Here is a 21,938-nt window from a genome sequence, read left to right as displayed (position 1 = left end):
GAGCATCCCCCCGTCGAATCCCAGTGAACTCCGCTCGGCCCGTCCTGTCACACGCGGCTGAGAAACGGCTCAGCGTCACCGCGCGGACCGTCCGCCACGGAGGGATTCGGTGACGTGCTCGCGGAACACCCGGACGGCGGCGGACAGGTACGCCTCGCGGCGCCGCACGAACGACAGCACACGGTGGCAGGTCGGGGCCTGCAGGTGCAGGTAGGCGATGGGCTCGTGCGGCGCCAACCGGCGCGCCATCTCGGGGATCAGGCCGATGCCCAGCCCGGCGCGGATCAGGTAGGCCGTGACCCCGGGCTCGTCGCACTCGAAGCTGATGGTCGGCGTCAGGCCCGCCGCGGCGAACACCCGGTCGGTCAGGTCCCGCTGCCAGTAGCCGGGACTGGTGGTGATGAACGGCTCCCCGGCGAGCTCCTCGACGTGGCAGCTCGTGCGGCCGGCGAGGCGGTGGCCGAGCGGCACTGCCAGCAGCACCTCCTCGCGCAGCACCTCGGTGGTCTCCAGCGACGGATCGGCCGGTTGGGAGGCCAGGCACACATCCACCTCGCCGCGCCGCAGCCGCTGCCACATCACCTCCGCCGAAGACTGGTAAAGCCGCACGTCGATGCCGGGGTGAGCGGCGCGGAACCGGGTCAGCGGATCAATGAGCGTCAGCAGGGTCTCGGAGGCCACGGCGACGGTGCCGCGCTGCTCCCCGGCCTCGTCGGCCAGCTCGCGGCGGGCGTCGTCGAGCTCGCCGAGGGCCCGGTCCACGCGGCGCAGAAACGCCGCCCCGAAGCGGTTCAGCCGCACGTGGCGGCCCTGCCGGTCAAACAGCGGGACGCCGAGCTCGGCCTCCAGCCGGGCGATCGTGCGGCTCAACGAGGGTTGGGAGACGTGCAGTTCGGCCGCGGCCCGGCTGATGTGCTCGTGGCGGGCGACGACCTGGAAGTAGCGCAGGGGCAGCAGGTCCACGACCCCATCATGCCTTGAGAGGCATGAACACATCGCAGAACTGGTCTTGGAAGTCATGAGAAAACGGTCCTAGCTTCGGGATCGGAGCTCCCCGGTCCTAATCCTCTACCCAGGAAGAACTGCAATGGCACTGCCCACCTCGGCCGCGCCGCCCCGCGGGCGCGCGCGACCGGCCCTGCTCGTGCTGCGCCTGGTCGCCACGGCGCACGCCGTAGCGATCTTCGCCCAACCGGTGTTCGCGGGCGTTTTCCTCAGCGGCGACTACGACATGCTGCACGCACACGCCGTCGGCGCCGACGTCGTCTACTCCCTCGGACTGGTGCAGCTGGCCGCCGCGCTGGTGCTGTGGGCGCTGCGCGGCGCGCGCTGGCCGAGCGGGGTGGCGCTGCTCATCGTGCTCGGCGAAACCGCGCAGTACTCCGCCGGTATGGCGAGCGACCTGGACCTGCACATCCCGTTGGGCGTCGCGCTGGTGGCGCTGACCTTCGGCACCCTCGTGGCGCAGTGGCGGCCGGCCACAGAGGTGATCCGATGAGCCTGGGTCGCCGCCGCTTCCTCGGCCTGACCGGCGGTGCCGGGTTCCTGCTGGCCGCAGGCCTCGGCGGCCCCCGGCTGCTGCCCACCCACACCTCGACCGGCTCGGTGCTGCGCAGCGCCCTGCCCCTGCCGCCGCCGTTCCAGGTGCCGCTGCGCGTACCGCGCGTGCTCGCCCCCGTCGCCCCGGACCGCTACGAACTCATCGCCCGGGAAGCCGAAGCCGAGATCCTGCCTGGGGTGCGTACGCCGATCTGGGGCTATGACGGAACGTTTCCCGGCCCCACCATCGAGCTCCGCCGCGGCCGCACCACCACCGTCCACCACCGCAACGACCTGCCGGTGCCGACCGTGGTGCACCTGCACGGCGGCCGCACCCCGCCGGAGTCCGACGGCTACCCGACCGACCTGGTCCTGCCGACCCGCGGCTGGTCCGGCGGGCACAGCAGGCACGACCCGGCGGCCCGCATCGCGCACGGCTCCCGGGACTACGTGTTCCCGCTGGACCAGCGCGCGGCCCTGCTCTGGTACCACGACCACCGGATGGATTTCACCGGACCGGCCGTGTACCGGGGCCTGGCCGGGTTCGCCGTCGTGCGCGACGACGAGGAGGACGCGCTGCCGCTGCCGCGCGGCGACCGGGAGATCCCGCTGCTGATCACCGATCGGGCGTTCGCCGCGGACGGCTCGTTCGCCTACCCGTCCCTCGACCCGTCGCTGACCCGCGTCCCGGGTGTGACCGAGCCCTACACCGGGGGCGTGCTGGGCGACGTGATCCTGGTCAACGGTGCGCCGTGGCCCGTCCACGAGGTCTCCGCGACGCGGCACCGGCTGCGGCTGCTCAACGCCTCCAACGCGCGCCGCTACGAGCTGGCGCTGGACCCGCCGCCACCGGACGGCCCGGCGTTCGTGCAGATCGGCTCCGACGGCGGGCTCCTGGAACGCCCGGTGGCGCACGGCAGCCTGGTGTTGGCCCCGGCCGAACGGCTGGACGCGGTCGTCGACTTCGGGCGCTACCCGGTCGGCACCGAGGTGACGCTGGTCAACCGGCTCGGCACCGGCACGACGGGCCACGTGATGCGGTTCCGCGTCGCGCGCCGCGACCGCGACGACACCGCCATCCCCCCGCGGCTGTCCGAAGTGGAGCGCCTGGACCGCGCGCAGGCCACGGTGACCAGGGACTTTGCGTTCCGCAGCGGCCTGCTCGGCGACCGGCACGGCTGGCTGATCAGCGGTCGGGCGTTCGACGCCGGGCACGCGGTAGCCCGGCCTCGCCTCGGCGACGTGGAGATCTGGCGCTTCGTCACCGACCTGCACCACCCGATCCACCTGCACCTGGTGCACTTCCAGGTCCTCGCCCGAGGTGGCCGCGAGCCGGGCCCGTACGACGGCGGCCTGAAGGACACCGTCGACCTGGGCCCGGGCGAGGCAGTGGAGGTGATCACCCGCTTCGACGGCTACCGGGGCCGCTACGTGTTCCACTGCCACAACGCCGAACACGAGGACATGGGCATGATGGCCACCTTCGACGTGGTGTGACCGGATGAGCGGCACCGTTCACCACCGGGTCAAGGATGCCCTCGCCCCCGAAGACACGCGTTCTCGCGCTGTGGCAGCCGCGCTCAGTAGGACTCGAAGCAGCCCGCGCCCAGCAGGCCCTTCAGTTCGCCCTGCAGGCCGTTCTCCGTCGACACGAAGAAGTCGCTGGACAGCGCCAGTCGCGTGGTGCCGCGCGGGCTCTGCAGCTTGAGGTGCACCGGGGTGGTGCCCGCGTGCGCCCGCAGGGTCCGCTTCAGCTCCGCCACCAGCGACTGGTCCACCCGCGCCACCGGCACCTTGATCACGAACGCCGGGCTGGTGCCCGGGTCGGTCTCCGCCGCCGAGATGTCCACCGGCACCGCGTCCGAGGCGAACACGCTGATCGTGCCCTCGCGCTCGTTGACCCGGCCCTTGACGGCCAGTGCCGTGTCCTCCACCAGGCAGTCGGCGAACATTTCGTAGGACTTCGGGAAGAACAGCACCTCCACGCTGGCATCCAGGTCCTCCAGCGTGACGATCGCCCACGGGTGGCCGTTCTTGTTGATACGGCGCTGGATTCCCGAGATCATCCCGGCGATCTTGATCTGGTCCTTGCCGTTGCCGAAGTCCCGTTCCCCGCCCACCAGATCGGCGATGCTGGTGTCCTGGTACGGCGCGAGGAGCCGCTCCGCCCCGTCCAGCGGGTGCGCCGAGACGTACAGGCCCAGCATCTCGCGCTCATAGGCCAGCAACTGCTTGCGCGGCCACTCCTCCGGCGTGAACTGCAGGTGCGCCAGCGGCGAGGCTGATTCTGCCGTGTCCGTGTCATCCCCGCCGCCGAACAGGTCGAACTGGCCCATCGCCTGCTGCCGCTTGAGGCCGATGACCGCGTCCACCGCCGCCTCGTGGTGCTGGGCCAACGACATCCGGGTGTGCCCCAACGAGTCGAACGCCCCGGCCTTGATGAGCGACTCGATGACCCGCTTGTTGCAGACGGTGATCTCCGACTTGTCCAGGAAGTCGGTGAACGACGTGTAGCGGCCCTTCTCCTCGCGGGTCTTCACGATGGAGGCCACCACGTTGGACCCGACGTTGCGGATCGCACTCATCCCGAAGCGGATGTCCGAACCGACCGCGGCGAAGGTGTCCTTGGAGTCGTTGACGTCCGGCGAGAGCACCTTGACGCCCATCCGGCGGCACTCGGCGAGGTAGACCGCCATCTTGTCCTTGTTGTCGCCGTTGGAGGTCAACAGCGCGGCCATGTACTCGGCCGGGTAGTTCGCCTTCAGGTACGCCGTCCAGTACGCCACCAGGGCGTACCCGGCCGCGTGCGACTTGTTGAACGCGTAACCGGCGAACGGCAGCACCGTCGCCCACAGCTTCTCGATCGCCTCGTCGGAGAAGCCCTGCGCCAGCATGCCGTCCCGGAAGCCCTCGAACTCCTGGTCCAGGACCTCCTTCTTCTTCTTACCCATCGCGCGGCGCAGGATGTCCGCTCGTCCGAGGCTGTAGCCGGCCACCTTCTGCGCGATGGCCATGATCTGCTCCTGGTAGACGATGAGACCGTAGGTCTCGGCCAGGATGTCCTTGAGCGGCTCGTCCAGCTCGGGGTGGATCGGCTCGACCGGTTTCTTGCCGTTCTTGCGGTCCGCGTAGTCGTTGTGCGCGTTGACCTCCATCGGGCCCGGCCGGTACAGCGCGTTGCAGGCCACGATGTCGGCGAACTCGGTGGGCTGCATGCGCTTGAGCAGTTCCCGCATACCGCCACCTTCGAGCTGGAACACGCCCAGGCTCTCCCCGCGGGCCAGCAGCTCGTAGGTGGCCTTGTCGTCCAGCGCCAACGTGGACAGGTCGATCTCGACGCCGTGGTTGTCCTTCACCATCTTCAGCGCGTCGCCGAGGATGGTGAGGTTGGACAGCCCCAGGAAGTCCATCTTCAGCAGGCCGATGGCCTCGCAGGACGGGTAGTCCCAGCCGGTGATGATCGAGCCGTCGTCGCGTGCCCACAGCGGCACCGTGCCCAGCAGCGGCTGCGAGGAGAGGATCACCGCGCAGGCGTGCACACCGGCGTTGCGGATCAGCCCCTCCAGGCCGCGCGCGGTCTCGAAGATCTGCGACACCGTCGGGTCGTTCTCGATCAGTCCGCGGACCTCGGCGGCCTCGGCATAGCGCTCGTGCTGCGGGTCCACGATGCCCGACAGCGGGATGTCCTTGGCCGCGATCGGCGGCGGCAGCGCCTTGGAGATCTTGTCGGCGATGGCGAAGCCGGGCTGGCCGTGGTGAACCCGGGCGGCGTCCTTGATCGCCGCCTTGGTCTTGATCTTGCCGAAGGTGATGACCTGCGCCACCTTGTCCCGGCCGTACTTGTTGATCGCGTACTGCAGGACCTCGTCGCGGCGCCGGTCGTCGAAGTCGAGGTCGATGTCCGGCGGGGAGTTGCGCTCCGGGTTCAGGAACCGCTCGAAGATCAGCCCGTGCTCCAGCGGGTCCAGGTTGGTGATGTGCAGGATGTAGGCCAGCAGCGACCCGGCCGCCGAACCGCGGCCCGGGCCGACGTGGATGCCCTGCGACTTCGCCCACCGGGTCAGGTCGCCGACGACCAGGAAGTACGCGCAGTAGCCCTTCTTGTCCAGCACGTCCAGCTCGACCTGGATGCGCTGGCGGCACTCCTCGGTCGGCCCGTTCGGGTAGCGGGTGGGCAGGTACTGCTCGATCTCGGCGGCCAGCAGCTCCCGCTCGGTCTTGCCGGTGCCGTCGGTGACGCGCGGCATCCGGTCCTGGTACTTCCAGACGTCCTCGTAGGACTCCACCATGTCGGCGACCAGCAGGGTGTTGTCAGCCGCGCCCGGGACCTCCTTGTCCCAGTACTCGCGCATCTCCTCGGCCGACTTGAGGTAGTAGCCGTCGCCGTCGAACTTGAACCGGTTCTCGTCACTGAGCGTCTTGCCGGACTGCACGCACAGCAGCGCGCCGTGCGACTCGGCCTGGTCGATCGTGACGTAGTGGCTGTCGTTGGTGGCCAGCGGCTTGAGGTCCAGCTTCTTGGCGATCTCCAGCAGGCCCTGGCGCACCGACCGCTCAATCGGCAGGCCGTGGTCCATCAGCTCCAGGAAGAAGTAGTCCTTGCCGAAGATGTCCCGGTAGTCGGCGGCGGCCTGCAGCGCCTCGTCGAACTGCCGCAGCCGCAGGCGGGTCTGCACCTCACCCGACGGGCAGCCGGTGGTGGCGATGATGCCCTCGGCGTACTCGGCGATCAGTTCGCGGTCCATGCGCGGCTTGCGGTAGTAGCCCTCGAAGCTGGCCCGGCTGGAGAGGGTGAACAGGTTGCGCAGGCCGGTGGCGTTGCGCGCCAGCATCGTCATGTGCGTGTAGGCGCCCCCACCGGAGACGTCGCCGCCCTCGCCGAACTCGTCGGTGCCGCGCTGCTTGGCCTCGCCCCAGAACACCGGCTTCTTGTGGAACCGGCTGCCCGGCGCCAGGTACGCCTCGATGCCGATGATCGGCTTGATGCCGGTCTTCTTCGCCTGCTGGTAGAACTCGTCGGCGCCGAACATGTTGCCGTGGTCGGTCATTCCCACCGCGGACATGCCCAGGCGCTCGGCTTCGGCGAACAACGCCCCGACCTTCGCCGCACCGTCGAGCATCGAGTACTCGGTGTGCACGTGGAGGTGGACGAAGGGGTCGACAGGCACGGCGGAAGTCCTCCTTCGCGGCGGATTGTGGGAGAGGTGCCAGCCTAACTCCCGGCTCCGACGTGATCGGGGATTCCCCCGGCGTTGCGGCGGGATCGGTGTGGGTGACGTCCACCTGTGCGCAACCGCCCCGAAGTCCCGACCAGTTGACGCGGTGATCGGTGGGAGCGGGTAGCGTGGCACATCGTGGCTGGCCCTGATCCCGTGGACGTGCGTCTGCTGAGCGTCGTCGCCGAGATGGGCCGTGCGGCGGTTCCCGAGATCGCCGGTCGGCTCGGCATGGATGTGCGCGACGTCGCGGCGCGCCTCGCTGCCCTGTCCACGACCGGTCTCCCGCTGATCGTCGGGGTCGAGTGCGACGTGCAGGGCATCCGCAACGCGGTCGCCGCCGCCCAGCAGTGGGCCGCGCAAAACATGGCCAGCGGCCCCTACCAGGTCTCCGGCCCGCACCACGTGTCCGGCCCGCACAGCGGCACGTACCAGGTGCCGCCGTCGGGCCCCTACCCGCAACCCTCCGGTGGCTACCCGATGCCCAGCGGAAGCCACCCGGTGCCGGGCCACGGCGCGCCCAGCACCCCGCAGCGCTTCGTGCCGCCCGGCCCGCCGCCGTCGTTCCCGCAGCACACCCCGCCCGGACCGCCGGACCCGATGAACGTGTGGGGACCCCCGGGTTCCGCGGCGTGGGCCCGCGGTGACCAGCAGTTCCCCGGCGCCCCGCAGCCGCCGGCGCCGGTGCGCACCGGCAAGGTCGGCAGCAAGCTCGACGTCGAGGGCCCGGAGGGCGAGCGGATCACCATCCAGCTGGTCGAGGTCGTCGACCCCGCGGACTTCCTGTTCACCGCGGCCGGGTACGAACTGCAGGACGGCGAGCGCGCGGTGGTGGTGCACACCGAGCTGACCAACCGCGGCGCGGCGCCGTTCGCCTCGCTGCCCGACCTGTACCTGGAGCTCATCGCCAAGGACGGCTCGGCGGTGCAGAAGGCACCGGTGTCGCTGTCGTCCCGCCCGCCGCACCGCATCGGCGTGCAGCCGGGCGAGACCGCGGGCGGCCACACGGTCTACGTGCTGCCGGAGTCCACCGAGCTGGTGGCGGTTCGTTGGACGCCCCGCCCCGGCGACGAGCAGCGCACCCTCACCTGGGACATCACCGACCTGTGAGCCCGGGCTCGTGATCGTCGCCTGAACCGCATGCTGGGTGGAACCGCGCTCCCGGCCGGGACCGGTGGCCTACGTCTGTCCCGGTGATCCACTGCCGCCGATCGGGCGTGTGCTCTTGCGGTTCGTGCTCCGGTGTGGACCCCTTGGAGTCATGACCTCGCACGAGGGCGATCGACTCAGCGTCGGTGTGCCACGCGAGACGCTCCCGGGTGAGCGCCGCGTCGCGCTGGTGCCCGCTGTCGTGGGACGGCTCTGCTCGCGCGGCGTGGGTGTCGTCGTCGAGCCCGGTGCCGGGGCGGCGGCGCTGATCCCGGACGAGGAGTTCACCAAGGCGGGCGCGAGCACCGGCGACCCCTGGTCGGCCGACGTGGTCGTCAAGGTCAACCCGCCGGGCGCGGCGGAGATCGCCCGGTTGCGGCCCGGTTCGGCGCTGATCGGGTTCCTGGCCCCGCTGACCGACCCGGACGTGGCGCGGCGGCTGCGCGAGGCGGGCGTGACCGGCTTCGCGCTGGAGTCGGTGCCGCGGATCTCCCGGGCCCAGTCGATGGACGCGCTGTCTTCGCAGGCCAACGTCGCCGGGTACCGGGCCGTGCTGCTCGCGGCCGGCGAGTGCACCCGGTTCTTCCCGATGCTCACCACCGCGGCGGGCACCGTGAAACCCGCGTCCGTGCTGGTGCTCGGGGCCGGGGTGGCCGGGCTGCAGGCGCTGGCGACCGCGAAGCGGCTGGGCGCGCGCACCACCGGATACGACGTGCGGCCGGAGGTGGCCGACCAGGTGCGCTCGGTGGGTGCGAAGTGGCTCGACCTGGGGGTCGCGGCGGTCGGCGAGGGCGGCTACGCCCGGGAGCTGACCGCGGCGGAACGCGCCGAGCAGACCCAGCGGCTGGCTGCGGAGATCGCCGGGCACGATGTGGTGATCACCACGGCCATGGTCCCGGGCCGCCCGGCGCCGAAGCTGGTTCCGGCGGACGCGGTGCGCCGGATGCGGCCGGGCAGCGTGGTCGTGGACCTGGCCGGGGCGGCGGGGGGCAACTGCGAGCTCAGCGAGCCGGGGCGGACCGTGGTCCACCACGAGGTCACCATCGCCTGCCCGCTGAACCTCCCGGCCACCATGCCGGAGCACGCCAGCGAGCTCTTCGCCCGCAACGTGGCGGCCCTGCTGGAACTGATGCTGGTCGAGGGCCGCCTGGCCCCGGACTTCTCCGACGAGGTCATCGCCGCCACCTGCATCACCCGGCCCGCGCCCAGCGGGGCGCCATGAGCAGCTCGGCCCCCACTACCGGAAGGAGGTGGCGATGTTCCTGGCCGATCTGGCGATCCTGGTGCTGGCGGGGTTCGTCGGCTTCGCGGTGATCTCCAAGGTGCCCAACACCCTGCACACGCCGCTCATGTCGGGCACCAACGCCATCCACGGCATCGTGCTGCTCGGCGGCGTGCTGGTGCTCGGATCGGGCGTGACCGACCTCGTCTCGCAGCTGCTGGCCCTGGTGGCGATCGTGTTCGGCACCATCAACGTGGTCGGCGGTTTCCTCGTCACCGACCGGATGCTGGGCATGTTCCGGCGCAGGCCGGACGCCGCCCGGAAGGGTGCGCAGAAGTGATCACGCTGCGGTCGGTGCTCTACATCCTGGCGTTCGCGCTGTTCATCTACGGCCTGATGGGCCTGACCGGTCCGCGCACCGCGGTGCGGGGCAACGCGATCGCCGCCGCGGGCATGGTGGTCGCGGTGGTCGCGACCCTGCTCACGCCCGGGCTGGGCAACTGGTGGCTGATCGCGCTGGGCCTGGTGCTCGGCACGGTGATCGGGATTCCCGCCGCGCGGCGGGTGAAGATGACCGCGATGCCGCAGATGGTGGCGCTGTTCAACGGCGTCGGCGGCGGGGCGGTGGCGCTCACCGCGTGGGTGGAGTTCCGGGAAACGGCGGGATTCACCGGGGAGCCCGCGTTCGTCCCGATCTCGACGCTGTTCGCCGCGATCATCGGCTCCATCTCGTTCTGGGGTTCGCTGGTGGCGTTCGGCAAGCTGCAGGAACTGCTGCCCGGCCGCCCGATCAGCGCGGGCCGGTGGCAGCTGCCGCTGAACGTGCTGCTGCTGGCCGGGGCCGTGGCGTGCGCGGTGGCGATCGGACTCGGCGGCACGGCGGAACTGCTGCTGGTGGCGGTGCTGGTGCTGGCCGGGCTCGGCGGCCTCGCGGTGGTGCTGCCCATCGGCGGCGCGGACATGCCGGTGGTGGTCTCGCTGCTCAACGCGTTCACCGGGCTGTCCGCCGCGGCAGCCGGGCTGGCGCTGGGCAACACCGCGATGATCGTGGCGGGCATGCTGGTGGGCGCCTCCGGTTCGATCCTCACCGACCAGATGGCCAAGGCGATGAACCGGTCGATCCCGTCGATCGTCGCGGGCGGGTTCGGCGGCGGCCAGGCGGCCGCGCCGGTCACCGCCGGTGGCTCGGTGCGGTCGATCAGCGCGGCCGACGCGGCGATCCAGCTCGCCTACGCGAACCAGGTGATCATCGTGCCCGGCTACGGCATGGCCGTCGCGCAGGCGCAGCACGCGGTGCAGGACATGGCCAAACTGCTGACCGAGCGGGGCGTCGAGGTCAACTACGCGATCCACCCGGTGGCGGGCCGGATGCCCGGTCACATGAACGTGCTGCTGGCCGAGGCGGACGTGCCCTACGAGCAGCTCAAGGAGATGGACGAGATCAACGACGAGTTCGCCCGCACCGACGTCGCCCTGGTGATCGGCGCCAACGACGTCACCAATCCGGCGGCGCGCTCCGACCCGGGCTCGCCCATCTACGGCATGCCGATCCTCAACGTCGACCAGGCCAGGGCGGTCATCGTGCTGAAGCGCTCGATGCGCGCCGGGTTCGCCGGCGTGGACAACCCGCTCTACACCGACCCGAAGACCTCGATGCTCTTCGGCGACGCCAAGTCCTCGGTCCGCGACGTGATCGAAGAGCTCAAGGCCCTGTGAGCGTTCCGCGCCGGTGATCTCGCTGGACGCACCCGCGGTGCGAGGGTGGCCGACAGCGCCTGCGCCGCTGGACTCCCGCGTTCAGTCCGCGCGGCGGCGGAAGATGCGCAGCGGGTTGGTGCGCCCGGGGCGTTCGGGCCGGTTGCGGCTGCGGTACTCCAGCTTCGGCCAGTCCCCCGCCTCGCCCGGCGCGGGCTCCGGTTCCGGCGCGCCGAACACCGCAGGCGAGGCGCTGCCGATGTCCTCGGCGTTGATCACGTCGCGGAGGCTGGTGAAGCCCTCGGCCGGGGTGGCGTCGTCGGCACCGGGCTGGATCACCGGCATCCCGGTGGGCGGCGTCGGCGCCTCCGAACCCTCGAACGATCTCGACTGTGCCATCCCGGCCCTCCGTGGTCGCACGGCTCGTTGCGACCACGGTACCCGGATCAGCTGTCCTGATCGCGCAGCGCGTCGAGCGCGTGCTGCAGATCGGCCGGGTACTCGCTGTCGAACGTGACCCACCCGCCCGCGGGGTGCTCGAAGGACAGGCTCCGCGCGTGCAGCCACTGCCGGGTGATGCCGAGCCTGCGGGCCAGCACCGGGTCCGCGCCGTAGGTGAGGTCGCCGACGCAGGGGTGCCGGATCGCCGCGAAGTGCACCCGGATCTGGTGGGTGCGGCCGGTTTCCAGTTTCACGTCCACCAGTGATGCGGCGCGGAACGCCTCCACCGTCTCGTAGTGCGTGATGCTGGGCTTGCCACCGGTGACGACCGCGAACTTGTAGTCGTGGCGCGGGTGCCGGTCGATCGGCGCGTCGATGGTGCCGCGGCTCGGGTCGGGGTGGCCCTGCACGACCGCGTGGTAGCGCTTGTCCACGGTGCGTTCCTTGAACGCCCGCTTGAGCACGGAGTACGCGTGCTCGCTCTTGGCCACGACCATGACGCCGGTGGTTCCCGCGTCCAGCCGGTGCACGACGCCCTGCCGCTCGGCGGCGCCGGAGGTCGCGATGCGCACCCCCGCGGCGGCCAGCCCGCCCACCACGGTCGGCCCCTCCCAGCCGGGGCTCGGGTGCACGGCCACGCCGATCGGCTTGTCGACGACGACGATCTCGTCGTCCTCGTGCAGGATCTTCAGCCCCTCGACGGGCACCGGCACGACCTGCAGCGGCGGCCGCGCCGTCGGCAGGGTCACCTCCAGCCACGCACCGGCGACCAGCCGGTCCGACTTGCCCGCCGGGCTGCCGTCGATGAGTACGTCACCGGATTCCGCCAGGGAGGCAATGGCGCTGCGGGACAGCCCCAGCAGTTTCGACAGCCCGGCGTCCACCCGCATGCCGTCCAGCCCCTCGGGCACCGGCAGGGTTCGCAGATCGCTCACGAGTCGTTCTCCGCGGCCTTGTTCCGGCGGTGCACCGTCCCGTCGTAGTCGCGGCCCAGCAGCGACAGCAGGACCACCAGGACACCGCCGCTGACGATGCAACTGTCGGCGATGTTGAACACCGGCCACACCGCGCCGCCCGGCGCGAACACGGACACAAAGTCCACCACGTGGCCCTGCAGTGGGCCGGGAGCGCGGAAGACGCGGTCCACCAGGTTGCCGAGCGCGCCGCCAAGCACCAGGCCGAGCCCGACCGCCCAGCCGGGCGAGCGCAGCTTCGGCGCCAGCCAGATGATCACGCCCACGACCGCGATGGCCAGCAGCGCCAGCAGCCAGGTCATGCCGGTGGCCAGCGAGAAGGCCGCGCCCGGGTTGCGCAGCACGTCCAGGTACAGCAGGCCGCCCAGCAGCCGGACCGGCGGCCGCCCTTCCAGGTTGGCCACCACCGCCACCTTGGTGACGATGTCGACCGCGAGGGCCACCACCGCCACCCCGAACAGCAGCGCGAGCAGCTTCCGGGATCGCACGCGCGGCTCGTCGGGGGGCGGCTCGGCGGCGGCCCGCTCGGGGTCCGCCTGCTCCGGGGAGGACTGCTCGGTGCTCACAACCTCCATTGTCCCTGAACGACACCGGGCGCAGCGCAGCAGTACCCGCCGTCGGCAAGACCGCGGAAACGGCGCGCCCGGAGGGGTCAGCGGAGGAAGTCCGGTGCCGGGCGCGGGTCGTCGGCCGGGCTCCAGCGACCGTCGCGCTGCTCGTAGCGCCACACCGGTCCGTCGGTCACCAGCGTGCGCAGTGCGGTCAGGAAGCGGTCGACGTGCTCCGGCGTGGTGCCCAGACCCACGCTGACCCGCACCGCGCGCTCGGCGTCCGCGCCCGCCCGGGCGAGCAGCCGCCGGGTCGCCAGGTGGGCACAGAACAGGCCGTCACGGACACCGATGCCGTGCTCGGCGGACAACGCCGCCGCCAGCAGCCCCGGGTCCTGGCCGTCGACGGTGAAGCTCACCACACCGACGCGGTCGTGGTCAGCGTCGAACAGCCGCAGCTCCCGCACTCCGGGCACGTGCCGCAGCCCGGCCCGCAGCCGCCGCAGCAGCGCCTCCTCGTGCGCGATGACGCCGTCCCAGTTCGCGGCCAGCGTCTGGCAGGCCCGGGCCAGCGCGTGCACGCCGACGGTGTTCGGCGAGCCCGCCTCGTGGCGCTCGGGGCCGGTGGTCCAGCTGACCGACTGCTCCCGCACCACCCTGGTGGCACCGCCACCGGCCAGGTACGGATCGGCGGCGTTGAGCCAGTCCGCGCGCCCGATGAGGGCACCGGCGCCGAACGGCGCGTAGAGCTTGTGCCCGGACAGGGCCACGTAGTCGACGTCCAGCTCGCCGATGCGCACCGGGCGGTGCGGGGCGAGCTGCGCGGCGTCCAGGACGGTCCGCGACCCGCGGCGGCGCGCCACCCGCGCGAGCTCGGCGACCGGCCACAGTTCCCCGGTCACGTTGGAGGCGCCGGTGAGCACCGCCAGCCGCGGTCCCTCCGGGCAGTCGGCGAGCGCCTCGTCGAGCGCGGCGACGGCCGCTGCCGGGCTTTCCGGTGCGGAAAGGCGGCGCACCCGCGGCCCGGCCCACGGCAGCAGGGCGGCGTGGTGCTCGCTGTCGAAGACGACGACGGACGTGCCGCGCGGCACCGCCCGCGCCAGCAGGTTCAGCGCGTCGGTGGTGTTGCGGGTGAAGACCACCTCGTCCCCGCGCCGCGCACCCACGAAGTCCAGCAGCGTCTCCCGCGCTCCCTCGTAGACCCGGGTGCACACCTGCGAGGCGAACCCGGCGCCGCGGTGCACGCTGGCGTACCAGGGAAGCAACTCGTCCACCGCGGCCTGCACGGCCGCCAGACAGGGCGCGCTCGCGGCGTGGTCGAGGTTCGCGTAACCGATGTGCCCGCCGGTGACCAGCGGAACCCGCAACGCGGCACCGACCACGGCCGGAACCCCGCGGTCCGCGGCGGACTGAGACGGGATGTCGATGACGGCAGATGTCATGATGCCCCTCCCAGGGCCTCATCGGACCCGCCACGAGGGGTCCGCGCTTGCCGAATCGCCCTACGCGACCGGCCAGGTCCTCACCCGGGGCACCCCACCGCGGTTGGAGGGTTGCCGGCCAGCAAGCCGGGGCTTGACGCTGGCGCTCATGACCTTCGGTCCCACACCCTAGGAAACCGCCGCCGCAGTGGGCAACAGGCGTCCCGCACCGTGGGAGCGTCCTACGTCACACACGTACGCAGGCGCCCCCGCGAGAAAATCGCACGACGGGGACCGCGGTGCCCACACCACACGGCGATCCCCGAGGCGCGGTCGAACTCGCGGAGGCGCCCCTCCTCGGATCAGAGCCGGGTCGCCGCGACCCTGATCTCGGTGCCCTCGCCGACCGTTCCGACGTAACCGTCCGGCGTGGAACCGGTCTCCAGCGACTCCGCGAGCGTCTCGCCCGCGATGAACTCCCGGTGCGCCTCGATGGCCGCCAGCACCTCCGCCGGTGCCTCGACGGTCACCGCGATCCGGTCCGACACCTCGAAGTCCGCAGCCTTGCGGGCCTGCTGCACCACGCGCACCACGTCGCGGGCCAGTCCCTCGGCCGCCAGCTCCGCGGTCACCTCGGTGTCCAGCACCACCAGGCCGTCGCCGCCCGGCAGCGCCGACGCAGCACCGGTGTCGGTCGACACCAGGCGCTCGGTGAACTCGCCGTCGCGCAGCTCGATCCCGGCCGCGACCACTGAGCCGCCGGGGGTGCGGCTCCACTCGCCAGCCTTGACGGCCTTGATCACCTTCTGCACGTCCCGGCCCAGCCGCGGACCGGCGGCCCGCGCGTTCACCGCGATCTCGAAGCGGCCGTGCGCGGCCACGTCGGTGCTCAGCTCCAGCTCCTTGACGTTGACCTCGTCGCGGACCAGCTCCGCGAACGGCCGCAACGTCTCCGCGTCCGGCGTGGCCACCACCAGCTTCGCCAGCGGCAACCGCACCCGCAGCTTGTTGGCCTTGCGCAGCGCCAACGCCGACGAGCACACCTGGCGCACCCGGTCCATCGCCGTCACCAGCGCGGCGTCCGCGGGCAGCTCGTCGACCAGCGGCCAGTCCGTCAGGTGCACCGAGCGGCCCCCGGTCAGCCCCCGCCACACCGCCTCGGCGGTCAGCGGCAGCAGCGGCGCCACCACCCGGCAGGTCACCTCCAGCACCGTGTGCAGGGTGTCGATGGCGTCGCGGTCGCCCGCCCAGAACCGGTCGCGGGAGCGGCGCACGTACCAGTTCGTCAGCACCTCGAGGAAGTCGCGGACCGTCGCGCAGGCCCCGGCCAGGTCGAACGAGTCCATCGCGGACTGCACGTCGCCGACCAGCTCGTGCGTCTTGGCCAGCACGTAGCGGTCCAGCACGTGCTGGCTGTCCACTCTGGACCGCCCCTCGACGCCCGCTGCGTTGGCGTACAGCGCCAGGAAGTACCAGGAGTTCCACAGCGGCAGCACGGCCTGCCGCACCGCATCCCGGATGCCCCGCTCGGTGACCACCAGGTCGCCGCCCCGCAGGATCGGGCTGGACATCAAGAACCAGCGCATCGCGTCCGAGCCGTCGCGGTCGAAGACCTCGTTGACGTCCGGGTAGTTGCGCTTGGACTTCGACATCTTCTGCCCGTCGGAGCCCAGCACGATGCCGTGCGCCACGACGTTGGCGAACGCGGGCCGGTCGAACAGCGCGGTCGCCAGCACGTGCAGCGTGTAGAACCAGCCGCGGGTCTGCCCGTTGTACTCGACGATGAAGTCGCCCGGGTAGTGGTGCTCGAACCACTCGGCGTTCTCGAACGGGTAGTGCACCTGGGCGAACGGCATCGAGCCGGACTCGAACCAGCAGTCCAGCACCTCCGGCACCCGCCGCATCGTCGACTTCCCGGTCGGGTCGTCCGGGTTCGGCCGGGTCAGCTGGTCGATCTCCGGGCGGTGCAGGTTCGTCGGCCGCACCCCGAAGTCACGCTCCAGCTCGTCCAGCGACCCGTACACGTCGATGCGCGGGTAGTTCGGGTCGTCGGACACCCACACCGGGATCGGCGAACCCCAGTACCGGTTGCGGGAGATGTTCCAGTCGCGGGCGTTCTCCAGCCACTTGCCGAACTGGCCGTCCCGGATGTGGCCGGGAACCCAGTTGATCTGCTGGTTCAGCTCGACCATCCGGTCCTTGAACCGGCTGACCGCCACGAACCAGGACGACACCGCGCGCTGGATCAGCGCGTTGTCGCAGCGCCAGCAGTGCGGGTAGGCGTGGTCGTAGGTCTCGTGCCGCAGCAGGAGGCCCTTCTCTCTGAGGTCGCGGGCGATCTGCTTGTTCGCCTCGAAGACCTGCAGGCCCTCGTACGGCGGCACCTCGGCGGTGAACCTGCCCTGCGCGTCGACCGGCACGACCGGCTCGATGTCCGCCGCGTCGGTGACGGCCTTGTCCTCCTCGCCAAAGGCCGGGGCGATGTGCACGATCCCGGTGCCGTCGTCGGTGGTGACGTAGTCGGCGGCCAGCACCTGGTGCGCGTTCTTCCGGCCGACGAAGAAGTCGAACGGCGGAGTGTAGCGGGTGCCGAGCAGGTCAGAGCCCTTGAACCGGGCCACGACGTGGTCGGCCACGTCCTCGCCGAGCTCCCGCGCGTACGCGCCCAGCCGCGCCTCGGCCAGTACGTAGCGCTCCGCGCTGGTGCCGGGCGCGACGAGCACGTAGTCCACCTCGGGGTGCACCGCCGCGGCGAGGTTGGACGGCAGCGTCCACGGGGTCGTCGTCCACACCAGGGCCAGCGCCTGGTCGTGGGGCCTGCCGGGGGCGTGGAGCCGCAGGCCCACCGTCACCGCCGGGTCCTGGCGCTGCCGGTAGACGTCGTCCATGCGCGTCTCGGTGTTGGACAGCGGCGTCTCGCAGCGCCAGCAGTACCAGAGCACCCGGAAGCCCTCGTAGATCAGCCCCTTGTCCCACAGGGTCTTGAACGCCCACATGACGCTTTCCATGTAGTCCAGGTCGAGCGTCTTGTAGTCGTTGTCGAAGTCCACCCAGCGGGCCTGCCGGGTGACGTAGTCCTCCCACTCGGCGGTGTAACGCAGTACCGACGTGCGGCACGCCTCGTTGAAGGCGGCCACGCCCATCTGCTCGATCTCGGACTTCGAGGTGATGCCGAGCTGCTTCTCGGCCTCCACCTCGGCGGGCAGCCCGTGGCAGTCCCAGCCGAAGCGGCGCTCGACCCGGCGGCCCCGCATCGTCTGGTAGCGGGGCACCGCGTCCTTGACGTAGCCGGTCAGCAGGTGCCCGTAGTGCGGCAGCCCGTTGGCGAACGGCGGGCCGTCGTAGAAGACGAACTCGTTGGCACCGTTGACGCCGGCCTCACGGGCCTGCACCGAGGCCCGGAACGTCTTGTCGTCCGCCCAGGAATCCAGCACCCGGCGCTCGATCTCCGGGAACGCGGGCTGGGCCGGCACGCCGCGTTCGTCGCCGAACTGAACCTTGGGATAAGCCATCGCGGATGCGCTCCTCGCGGTGTGTGTCGATTCCGCCGCACAGTCACCGAAGCCTCGGTGCCACACGGGGACGACAACCCGCGCGCGTGCTCACACGGGTTCCGCGGTACCACCCCGCTTGCCGCCGACGGACGCCGACGACCCCTCATTTGCCAGCTGTCACGGGCTGGACCCGTCCGGTTCTACTGAGGCGCGCGAGCGCCCGTTCTTCCGGAGGCTCCCCGGTGATGGCCGGATCATCGCCTGTTCACGGTCCAGAGTACCGGCCGCCCGCCACCGGTTTTCACCGACCACCGCGATTCAGGGCGGAACCGCGGTGCGCCTGCGCGACCGGGGCGGTGTCCGGCCTGCACCGCCGACACGGTGTGAACCCCAGCTCCCGGGCCTCGTCGTTGTGCAAAGCGATCGTCCGACGCTCGCCGACCAGGTCGCAGTCGCGCCGGTGGTAGTGCGGGCGCTCGTCGATCACCATGACCTCGACCGGCGGACCGGCGGACCCGCTCGGTGCGCGGCGGTGCCGTGCCCGCTCCACGACCAGCAGCAGCACGCCCAGCGCACTGGCCAGCACCGAGAACCACGCCACGTCGGGCTGGCCGCTGACCACGGCCGACGCCAGCACCACCCCGGCCACCACGACCAGCAGCAGCACGGTCAGCAGCACCCGATCTCACGCTCCTCGCCGACGGGCCGACACGACGGTGGCAACGGGCACCGGCCCGCTGCCACCGGTGCGGGTCGTCAGCCTGCCTCGGCCGCGCGCGCGCCGAAGCTGTAGCTGGCCTGCTGACCGGACGACCGGCCGCCGCTGTCGGCGGGCGCGGCGGAACCGCGGTCCTGCAGTTCGCGCAGCTGCGACTCCAGGTAGGTCTGCAACCGGGTGCGGTACTCGCGCTCGAAGGTCCGCAGGGTCTCGATCTTCTTCTCCAGCGCGTTCTTCTCCTGGGTGATGTTGCCCATCACCTCGGCGTGCTTGCGCTGCGCGTCACGTTCCAGGCTGGCGGCCTTCTCGCGGGCCTGCCGCTCCAGGGTCTCGGCCCGGGTACGGGCGTCGTTGAGCATCGTCTCGGCGCGGGTACGCGACTCGTTGACCATGCTGTCGGACTTCGACCGCGCCTCGGACAGCAGCTGCTCGGCCTTGGTCCGTGCCTCGGCGAGCATGCCGTCGGCCTCCGCCTTGGCCTCGCCGGTCAGCCGATCCGCCATCTCCTGGGCGAGCCCCAGAACCTTGGCGGCCTGCACGTGGTGATCACCGCCCGGGGAGGTCTGCTCCACGGGGGACGGCGCCGGCACCGGGGTCAGCCGACGCGGTTCCTCCGGTGCGGCCGGAGCGGCGGAGACCGACGCCGCCTGGCTGCGGGCGTCGTCCAGCTCGACCTGCGCGGACTGCAGCTGGGCCTCCAGCTGCTCCACCTGGCTGCGCAGGTCGTTGTTCTCCTCCACCAGCCGGGCAAGCTCGGCTTCAACCAGGTCGAGGAATGCGTCCACCTCGTCCTCGTTGTAGCCCCGCTTACCGATCGGAGGTTTGCTGAACGCGACGTTATGCACGTCGGCGGGGGTCAGGCCCACAAGATCACCTCACGCACTCCTCGGCTGCGAGTAGCCCGGGTTCCCCGTCACCCGGGCTGAACCAGTCGCATCAGTATGAACACGACCAGCAGCAGCACCATAATCGATAGGTCCAGTCCGACGCCGCCGATCCGGACCGTCGGAATCACCCGACGCACCAACTTCACGGGCGGGTCGGTCACTGTGTAGATGCTCTCCAGCGCGATTGCAACCCCCCCGATCGGTCGCCAATCGCGCGCGAACACCCGAACGAGTTCGATCACGATACGGGCCGTGAGCAGCAGCCAGAAGAAGAACAGAACGTAAAACAGGACGGTCTGTACCGGGTTCACGCTTCAACTGTGCCACCACTCACCCGTAGTTGAAAAAGGCGCCCTCCGCCAACCTTCGCTTGTCCTCGGCGGCGACGTCCACGTTCGGCGGTGAGAGCAAGAACACGCGGTTGGTGACCTTCTCGATCGAACCCCGCAGGGCGAACGCCAGTCCCGCGGCGAAGTCGACCAGGCGCTTGGCGTCGGCCTCCTCCATCTCGGTCAGGTTCATGATCACCGGGGTCCCGTCGCGGTACTGCTCGCCGATCGTGCGGGCTTCGCTGTAGCTGCGCGGGTGCAGGGTTGTGATCTTGCTCAAGTTGAACTGGGTGCCCGTGTCGGTCACCGCCCGGAGCCGCGAGACCGGTTCCCGCGGCGGATCGGCGGGCAGCGCGCTGCGCACCGGGGAGTCCGACGACCATGACCTGCGCGGACGGGCAGGTTCCCGGTACTCCTCGGCGAAGCTTTCCGACTCGGCGTCGGCCTCCGCCTGATAGCTGCTGCGGGTCCCGGCGCGCCGCCGGCCACCGCCCCGGTCCGCCGGGGCGTCGTAGCCGGTGCGGTCGGAGTCCGCGTACCGGTCGCGGTAGGCGACCTCGTCGTCGTAGTCGTCGACCTCGTCGGCCGGGACCATGCCGAAATAGGCCTTCAACTTGTGCAAAGCGCTCATCGGCATGCCCTTCCTCTGCGACTCCTTAACACCGAGCACGAGGCGGCCGACCTTCGACCCCCTTGGTTAGCGGCTACGGCGAGGTTAACCGCCGCCCACCGAGCAACGCGGTTCCGACACGCACCCGCGTCGAGCCGTGGGCAACGGCACTCTCCAGGTCTCCGCTCATTCCGGCCGACACGTCGACAGCTTCCGGGTGGTCGCGGCGCAGTCGCGCGGAGATCACGGAAAGTGTGTCAAATGCCACATCCGGGTCGCCACCCAGGGGAGCGACGGCCATCACCCCTCGCAGTCGAAGATCACTCGTACGCGTGATCATATCGGCAAGTTTCGGCACCTCGTCCGGTCGGCAACCCCCGCGACCCTCCGCCTCATCCAGGCTGACCTGCACCAACACGTCCAGAGGGTGCTTTCGATCACCCGCGTCGAGGGCGTTCGCGGTGGCGCGGCGGAGCGCCTCGACGAGCCGCTCGCTGTCCACCGACTCGACCACGTCGGCCCACCGGACCACCGCGCGCGCCTTGTTCCGCTGCAGCTGCCCGACCATGTGCCACCGCACCCGGGCGTCCGGGCGCAGCGCGGCGAACTCGGCCACCTTGACGCGGGCCTCCTGCTCCCGGTTCTCGGCGAACTCCACCAGCCCGAGATCGGCCAGCAGCGCCACGTCCGAGGCCGGGAAGGTCTTCGTCACCGCCAGCAGCTCAACCTCGTCAGGCCGCCGCCCCGCGGCGCGGCAGGCGCGGTCCAGGCGCTCCCGGACCTTGCGCAGCGACTCGGCGAGTTCGGACCGCCGCTGCTCGCTCGCGTCCGGGCGGGTGGGCAGATCGTTCACCAGTCCTCCAACGCCCGGTCGGCCGGGCAGATCGTCGCTTGCAGGGTCACCTTCGTTCATGGCTGGGACCTCCGGGAAGTCGCCTGTCCCGTGAGGACTCACGCTTCCCGCCCTTCCTCCTCCGGGTCCATCCAGACCACCGAGGCGAACCGCCCGGTGCGGCCGCGGTCCCGGCGGTGGCTGTAGAGCTCCGGGGACTCCAGGGTGCAGCGCGGGTCCACCCCGATCCTGCCGATCCCGGCGGCCGCCAGCTGCTCCCACAGACCCGCCCGCAGGTCCAGTCCCGGGGTGCCCCGGCGGGTCCGGCAGGCGCTGCCCGGCAGGTGCCTGTCGACGTCGGCCTGCATGTCGGCCGGGACCTCGTAGCACTTGCCGCACGCCGCCGGCCCCAGCAGGGCCTCGATCCGGCCCAGCTCGGCCCCGGCTTCCTGCATCGCCCGCAGCGCGGCCACCAGCACCCCGACGCGGGCCCCCACGCGCCCGGCGTGCACCGCCGAGACCACCCCGGCCACCGGGTCGCCGAGCAGCACCGGGACGCAGTCCGCGGTCAACACCACCAGCGCCAGGTTCGGTTCGGCCGTGACGAGCGCGTCGGTCGCCTCCACCGCGCCGGGCTGGGGTCCGGTGACGATCGTGGCGGTGCGCCCGTGGATCTGCTCCATCCACACCAGCCGGTCCTCGGTGAGGCCGATACCCTCGGCAAGTCTGCGCTGGTTCGCCGCCACCGCCGCCGGATCGTCGCCGACCCGTCCGCCGAGGTTGAAGGAGTCGAACGGCGGCTGCGACCGGCCGCCTTCCCGCGTGGTGATCACGCGCCGAATCCGCACTGCTCACGCCTCCGA

19 protein-coding genes and 1 riboswitch are annotated in these 21,938 nt (G+C 71.3%); of the genes, 6 read left to right on the top strand and 13 right to left on the bottom strand.

Features of this window, described 5'->3' with window-relative positions; all coding sequences use genetic code 11:
• Positions 1-75: 75 nt before the first annotated feature.
• The gene (locus IEY17_RS05200; RefSeq protein ID WP_188985979.1) at positions 76-963 is read right to left on the bottom strand and encodes a LysR family transcriptional regulator; all 888 of its coding nucleotides are present in this window, start codon (positions 961-963) and stop codon (positions 76-78) included.
• Between the two features lie 124 nt (positions 964-1,087).
• Here IEY17_RS05200 and IEY17_RS05195 point away from each other — a divergent pair, with 124 nt between their 5' ends.
• Both IEY17_RS05195 and IEY17_RS05190 read left to right on the top strand, forming a co-directional pair.
• Positions 1,088-1,498: a hypothetical protein gene (locus tag IEY17_RS05195; RefSeq protein WP_188985977.1), complete on the top strand. Its 411-nt coding sequence runs from the start codon at positions 1,088-1,090 to the stop codon at positions 1,496-1,498.
• Positions 1,495-3,036: a multicopper oxidase family protein gene (locus IEY17_RS05190; RefSeq protein ID WP_188985975.1), complete on the top strand. Its 1,542-nt coding sequence runs from the start codon at positions 1,495-1,497 to the stop codon at positions 3,034-3,036. The genes IEY17_RS05195 and IEY17_RS05190 overlap by 4 nt, the downstream gene beginning before the upstream one ends.
• A gap of 83 nt (positions 3,037-3,119) precedes the next feature.
• Here the strand turns inward: IEY17_RS05190 and dnaE are convergent, their stop codons facing one another.
• Complete coding sequence (dnaE, locus tag IEY17_RS05185; protein ID WP_188985973.1) at positions 3,120-6,707, bottom strand: DNA polymerase III subunit alpha; 3,588 nt, start codon at positions 6,705-6,707, stop codon at positions 3,120-3,122.
• A 186-nt stretch (positions 6,708-6,893) separates the two neighbouring features.
• Here dnaE and IEY17_RS05180 point away from each other — a divergent pair, with 186 nt between their 5' ends.
• The 4 genes from IEY17_RS05180 to IEY17_RS05165 all read left to right on the top strand — a co-directional run bounded on the left by IEY17_RS05180 (position 6,894) and on the right by IEY17_RS05165 (position 10,842).
• The gene (locus IEY17_RS05180) at positions 6,894-7,865 is read left to right on the top strand and encodes an AsnC family protein (RefSeq protein WP_229679852.1); all 972 of its coding nucleotides are present in this window, start codon (positions 6,894-6,896) and stop codon (positions 7,863-7,865) included.
• 151 nt (positions 7,866-8,016) lie between these two features.
• Entirely contained in the window at positions 8,017-9,126 is a 1,110-nt protein-coding gene (locus tag IEY17_RS05175) for a Re/Si-specific NAD(P)(+) transhydrogenase subunit alpha (RefSeq protein WP_188985971.1), read from the top strand.
• A gap of 34 nt (positions 9,127-9,160) precedes the next feature.
• Positions 9,161-9,466, top strand: coding sequence for an NAD(P) transhydrogenase subunit alpha part 2 (locus tag IEY17_RS05170; protein WP_188985969.1), 306 nt, complete (start codon positions 9,161-9,163; stop codon positions 9,464-9,466).
• Positions 9,463-10,842 (top strand): NAD(P)(+) transhydrogenase (Re/Si-specific) subunit beta, encoded by a 1,380-nt coding sequence (locus tag IEY17_RS05165; protein WP_188985967.1) that lies wholly within the window; start codon positions 9,463-9,465, stop codon positions 10,840-10,842. Before IEY17_RS05170 ends, IEY17_RS05165 begins: the two co-directional genes overlap by 4 nt.
• Positions 10,843-10,923: 81 nt before the next feature.
• Here the strand turns inward: IEY17_RS05165 and IEY17_RS05160 are convergent, their stop codons facing one another.
• From IEY17_RS05160 to pgeF, 11 genes are all read right to left on the bottom strand, one after another.
• The gene (locus IEY17_RS05160) at positions 10,924-11,220 is read right to left on the bottom strand and encodes a hypothetical protein (RefSeq protein WP_188985965.1); all 297 of its coding nucleotides are present in this window, start codon (positions 11,218-11,220) and stop codon (positions 10,924-10,926) included.
• 47 nt (positions 11,221-11,267) lie between these two features.
• A complete protein-coding gene (locus IEY17_RS05155; RefSeq protein ID WP_188986295.1) occupies positions 11,268-12,152 on the bottom strand; it encodes an RluA family pseudouridine synthase in 885 nt (294 codons plus the stop codon).
• 41 nt (positions 12,153-12,193) lie between these two features.
• Positions 12,194-12,811, bottom strand: coding sequence for a signal peptidase II (gene lspA / locus IEY17_RS05150; protein ID WP_188985963.1), 618 nt, complete (start codon positions 12,809-12,811; stop codon positions 12,194-12,196).
• 77 nt (positions 12,812-12,888) lie between these two features.
• Positions 12,889-14,226, bottom strand: coding sequence for an aminotransferase class V-fold PLP-dependent enzyme (locus IEY17_RS05145; protein WP_188985961.1), 1,338 nt, complete (start codon positions 14,224-14,226; stop codon positions 12,889-12,891).
• 38 nt (positions 14,227-14,264) lie between these two features.
• Positions 14,265-14,380, bottom strand: a riboswitch (SAM riboswitch).
• A 187-nt stretch (positions 14,381-14,567) separates the two neighbouring features.
• The gene (gene ileS, locus IEY17_RS05140) at positions 14,568-17,717 is read right to left on the bottom strand and encodes an isoleucine--tRNA ligase (protein ID WP_188985959.1); all 3,150 of its coding nucleotides are present in this window, start codon (positions 17,715-17,717) and stop codon (positions 14,568-14,570) included.
• Between the two features lie 283 nt (positions 17,718-18,000).
• Positions 18,001-18,378: a hypothetical protein gene (locus IEY17_RS05135; RefSeq protein WP_188985957.1), complete on the bottom strand. Its 378-nt coding sequence runs from the start codon at positions 18,376-18,378 to the stop codon at positions 18,001-18,003.
• A 77-nt stretch (positions 18,379-18,455) separates the two neighbouring features.
• Positions 18,456-19,283: a DivIVA-like cell division protein Wag31 gene (gene wag31 / locus IEY17_RS05130; RefSeq protein WP_188985956.1), complete on the bottom strand. Its 828-nt coding sequence runs from the start codon at positions 19,281-19,283 to the stop codon at positions 18,456-18,458.
• Positions 19,284-19,330: 47 nt separating this feature from the next.
• Positions 19,331-19,615 carry a YggT family protein gene (locus tag IEY17_RS05125; RefSeq protein ID WP_188985955.1) on the bottom strand — a complete coding sequence of 95 codons (285 nt, stop codon included), beginning with the start codon at positions 19,613-19,615 and terminating at the stop codon, positions 19,331-19,333.
• A gap of 19 nt (positions 19,616-19,634) precedes the next feature.
• The gene (locus IEY17_RS05120; RefSeq protein WP_188985954.1) at positions 19,635-20,264 is read right to left on the bottom strand and encodes a cell division protein SepF; all 630 of its coding nucleotides are present in this window, start codon (positions 20,262-20,264) and stop codon (positions 19,635-19,637) included.
• Positions 20,265-20,337: 73 nt separating this feature from the next.
• Positions 20,338-21,096 carry a YggS family pyridoxal phosphate-dependent enzyme gene (locus IEY17_RS05115; RefSeq protein ID WP_229679851.1) on the bottom strand — a complete coding sequence of 253 codons (759 nt, stop codon included), beginning with the start codon at positions 21,094-21,096 and terminating at the stop codon, positions 20,338-20,340.
• 98 nt (positions 21,097-21,194) lie between these two features.
• Positions 21,195-21,923: a peptidoglycan editing factor PgeF gene (gene pgeF, locus IEY17_RS05110; RefSeq protein WP_188985952.1), complete on the bottom strand. Its 729-nt coding sequence runs from the start codon at positions 21,921-21,923 to the stop codon at positions 21,195-21,197.
• Positions 21,924-21,938 lie beyond the last annotated feature (15 nt).

The sequence above is a fragment of the Saccharopolyspora thermophila genome (assembly GCF_014646075.1).
GTDB classification, from domain to species: domain Bacteria; phylum Actinomycetota; class Actinomycetes; order Mycobacteriales; family Pseudonocardiaceae; genus Saccharopolyspora; species Saccharopolyspora thermophila.
Note: the sequence above shows the minus strand (reverse complement) of the source record. Positions and strands in the feature narration are given on the sequence as shown.

Bases quoted from the DNA above. Each gene is read 5' to 3' on its own strand.
- IEY17_RS05170 (WP_188985969.1), top strand. From the start codon at position 9,161: ATGTTCCTGGCCGATCTGGCGATCCTGGTGCTGGCGGGGTTCGTCGGC.
- ileS (WP_188985959.1), bottom strand. From the start codon at position 17,717: ATGGCTTATCCCAAGGTTCAGTTCGGCGACGAACGCGGCGTGCCGGCC.
- IEY17_RS05155 (WP_188986295.1), bottom strand. From the start codon at position 12,152: ATGCGGGTGGACGCCGGGCTGTCGAAACTGCTGGGGCTGTCCCGCAGC.
- IEY17_RS05160 (WP_188985965.1), bottom strand. From the start codon at position 11,220: ATGGCACAGTCGAGATCGTTCGAGGGTTCGGAGGCGCCGACGCCGCCC.
- IEY17_RS05120 (WP_188985954.1), bottom strand. From the start codon at position 20,264: ATGAGCGCTTTGCACAAGTTGAAGGCCTATTTCGGCATGGTCCCGGCC.
- IEY17_RS05195 (WP_188985977.1), top strand. From the start codon at position 1,088: ATGGCACTGCCCACCTCGGCCGCGCCGCCCCGCGGGCGCGCGCGACCG.
- IEY17_RS05190 (WP_188985975.1), top strand. From the start codon at position 1,495: ATGAGCCTGGGTCGCCGCCGCTTCCTCGGCCTGACCGGCGGTGCCGGG.
- IEY17_RS05175 (WP_188985971.1), top strand. From the start codon at position 8,017: ATGACCTCGCACGAGGGCGATCGACTCAGCGTCGGTGTGCCACGCGAG.
- IEY17_RS05145 (WP_188985961.1), bottom strand. From the start codon at position 14,226: ATGACATCTGCCGTCATCGACATCCCGTCTCAGTCCGCCGCGGACCGC.
- lspA (WP_188985963.1), bottom strand. From the start codon at position 12,811: ATGGAGGTTGTGAGCACCGAGCAGTCCTCCCCGGAGCAGGCGGACCCC.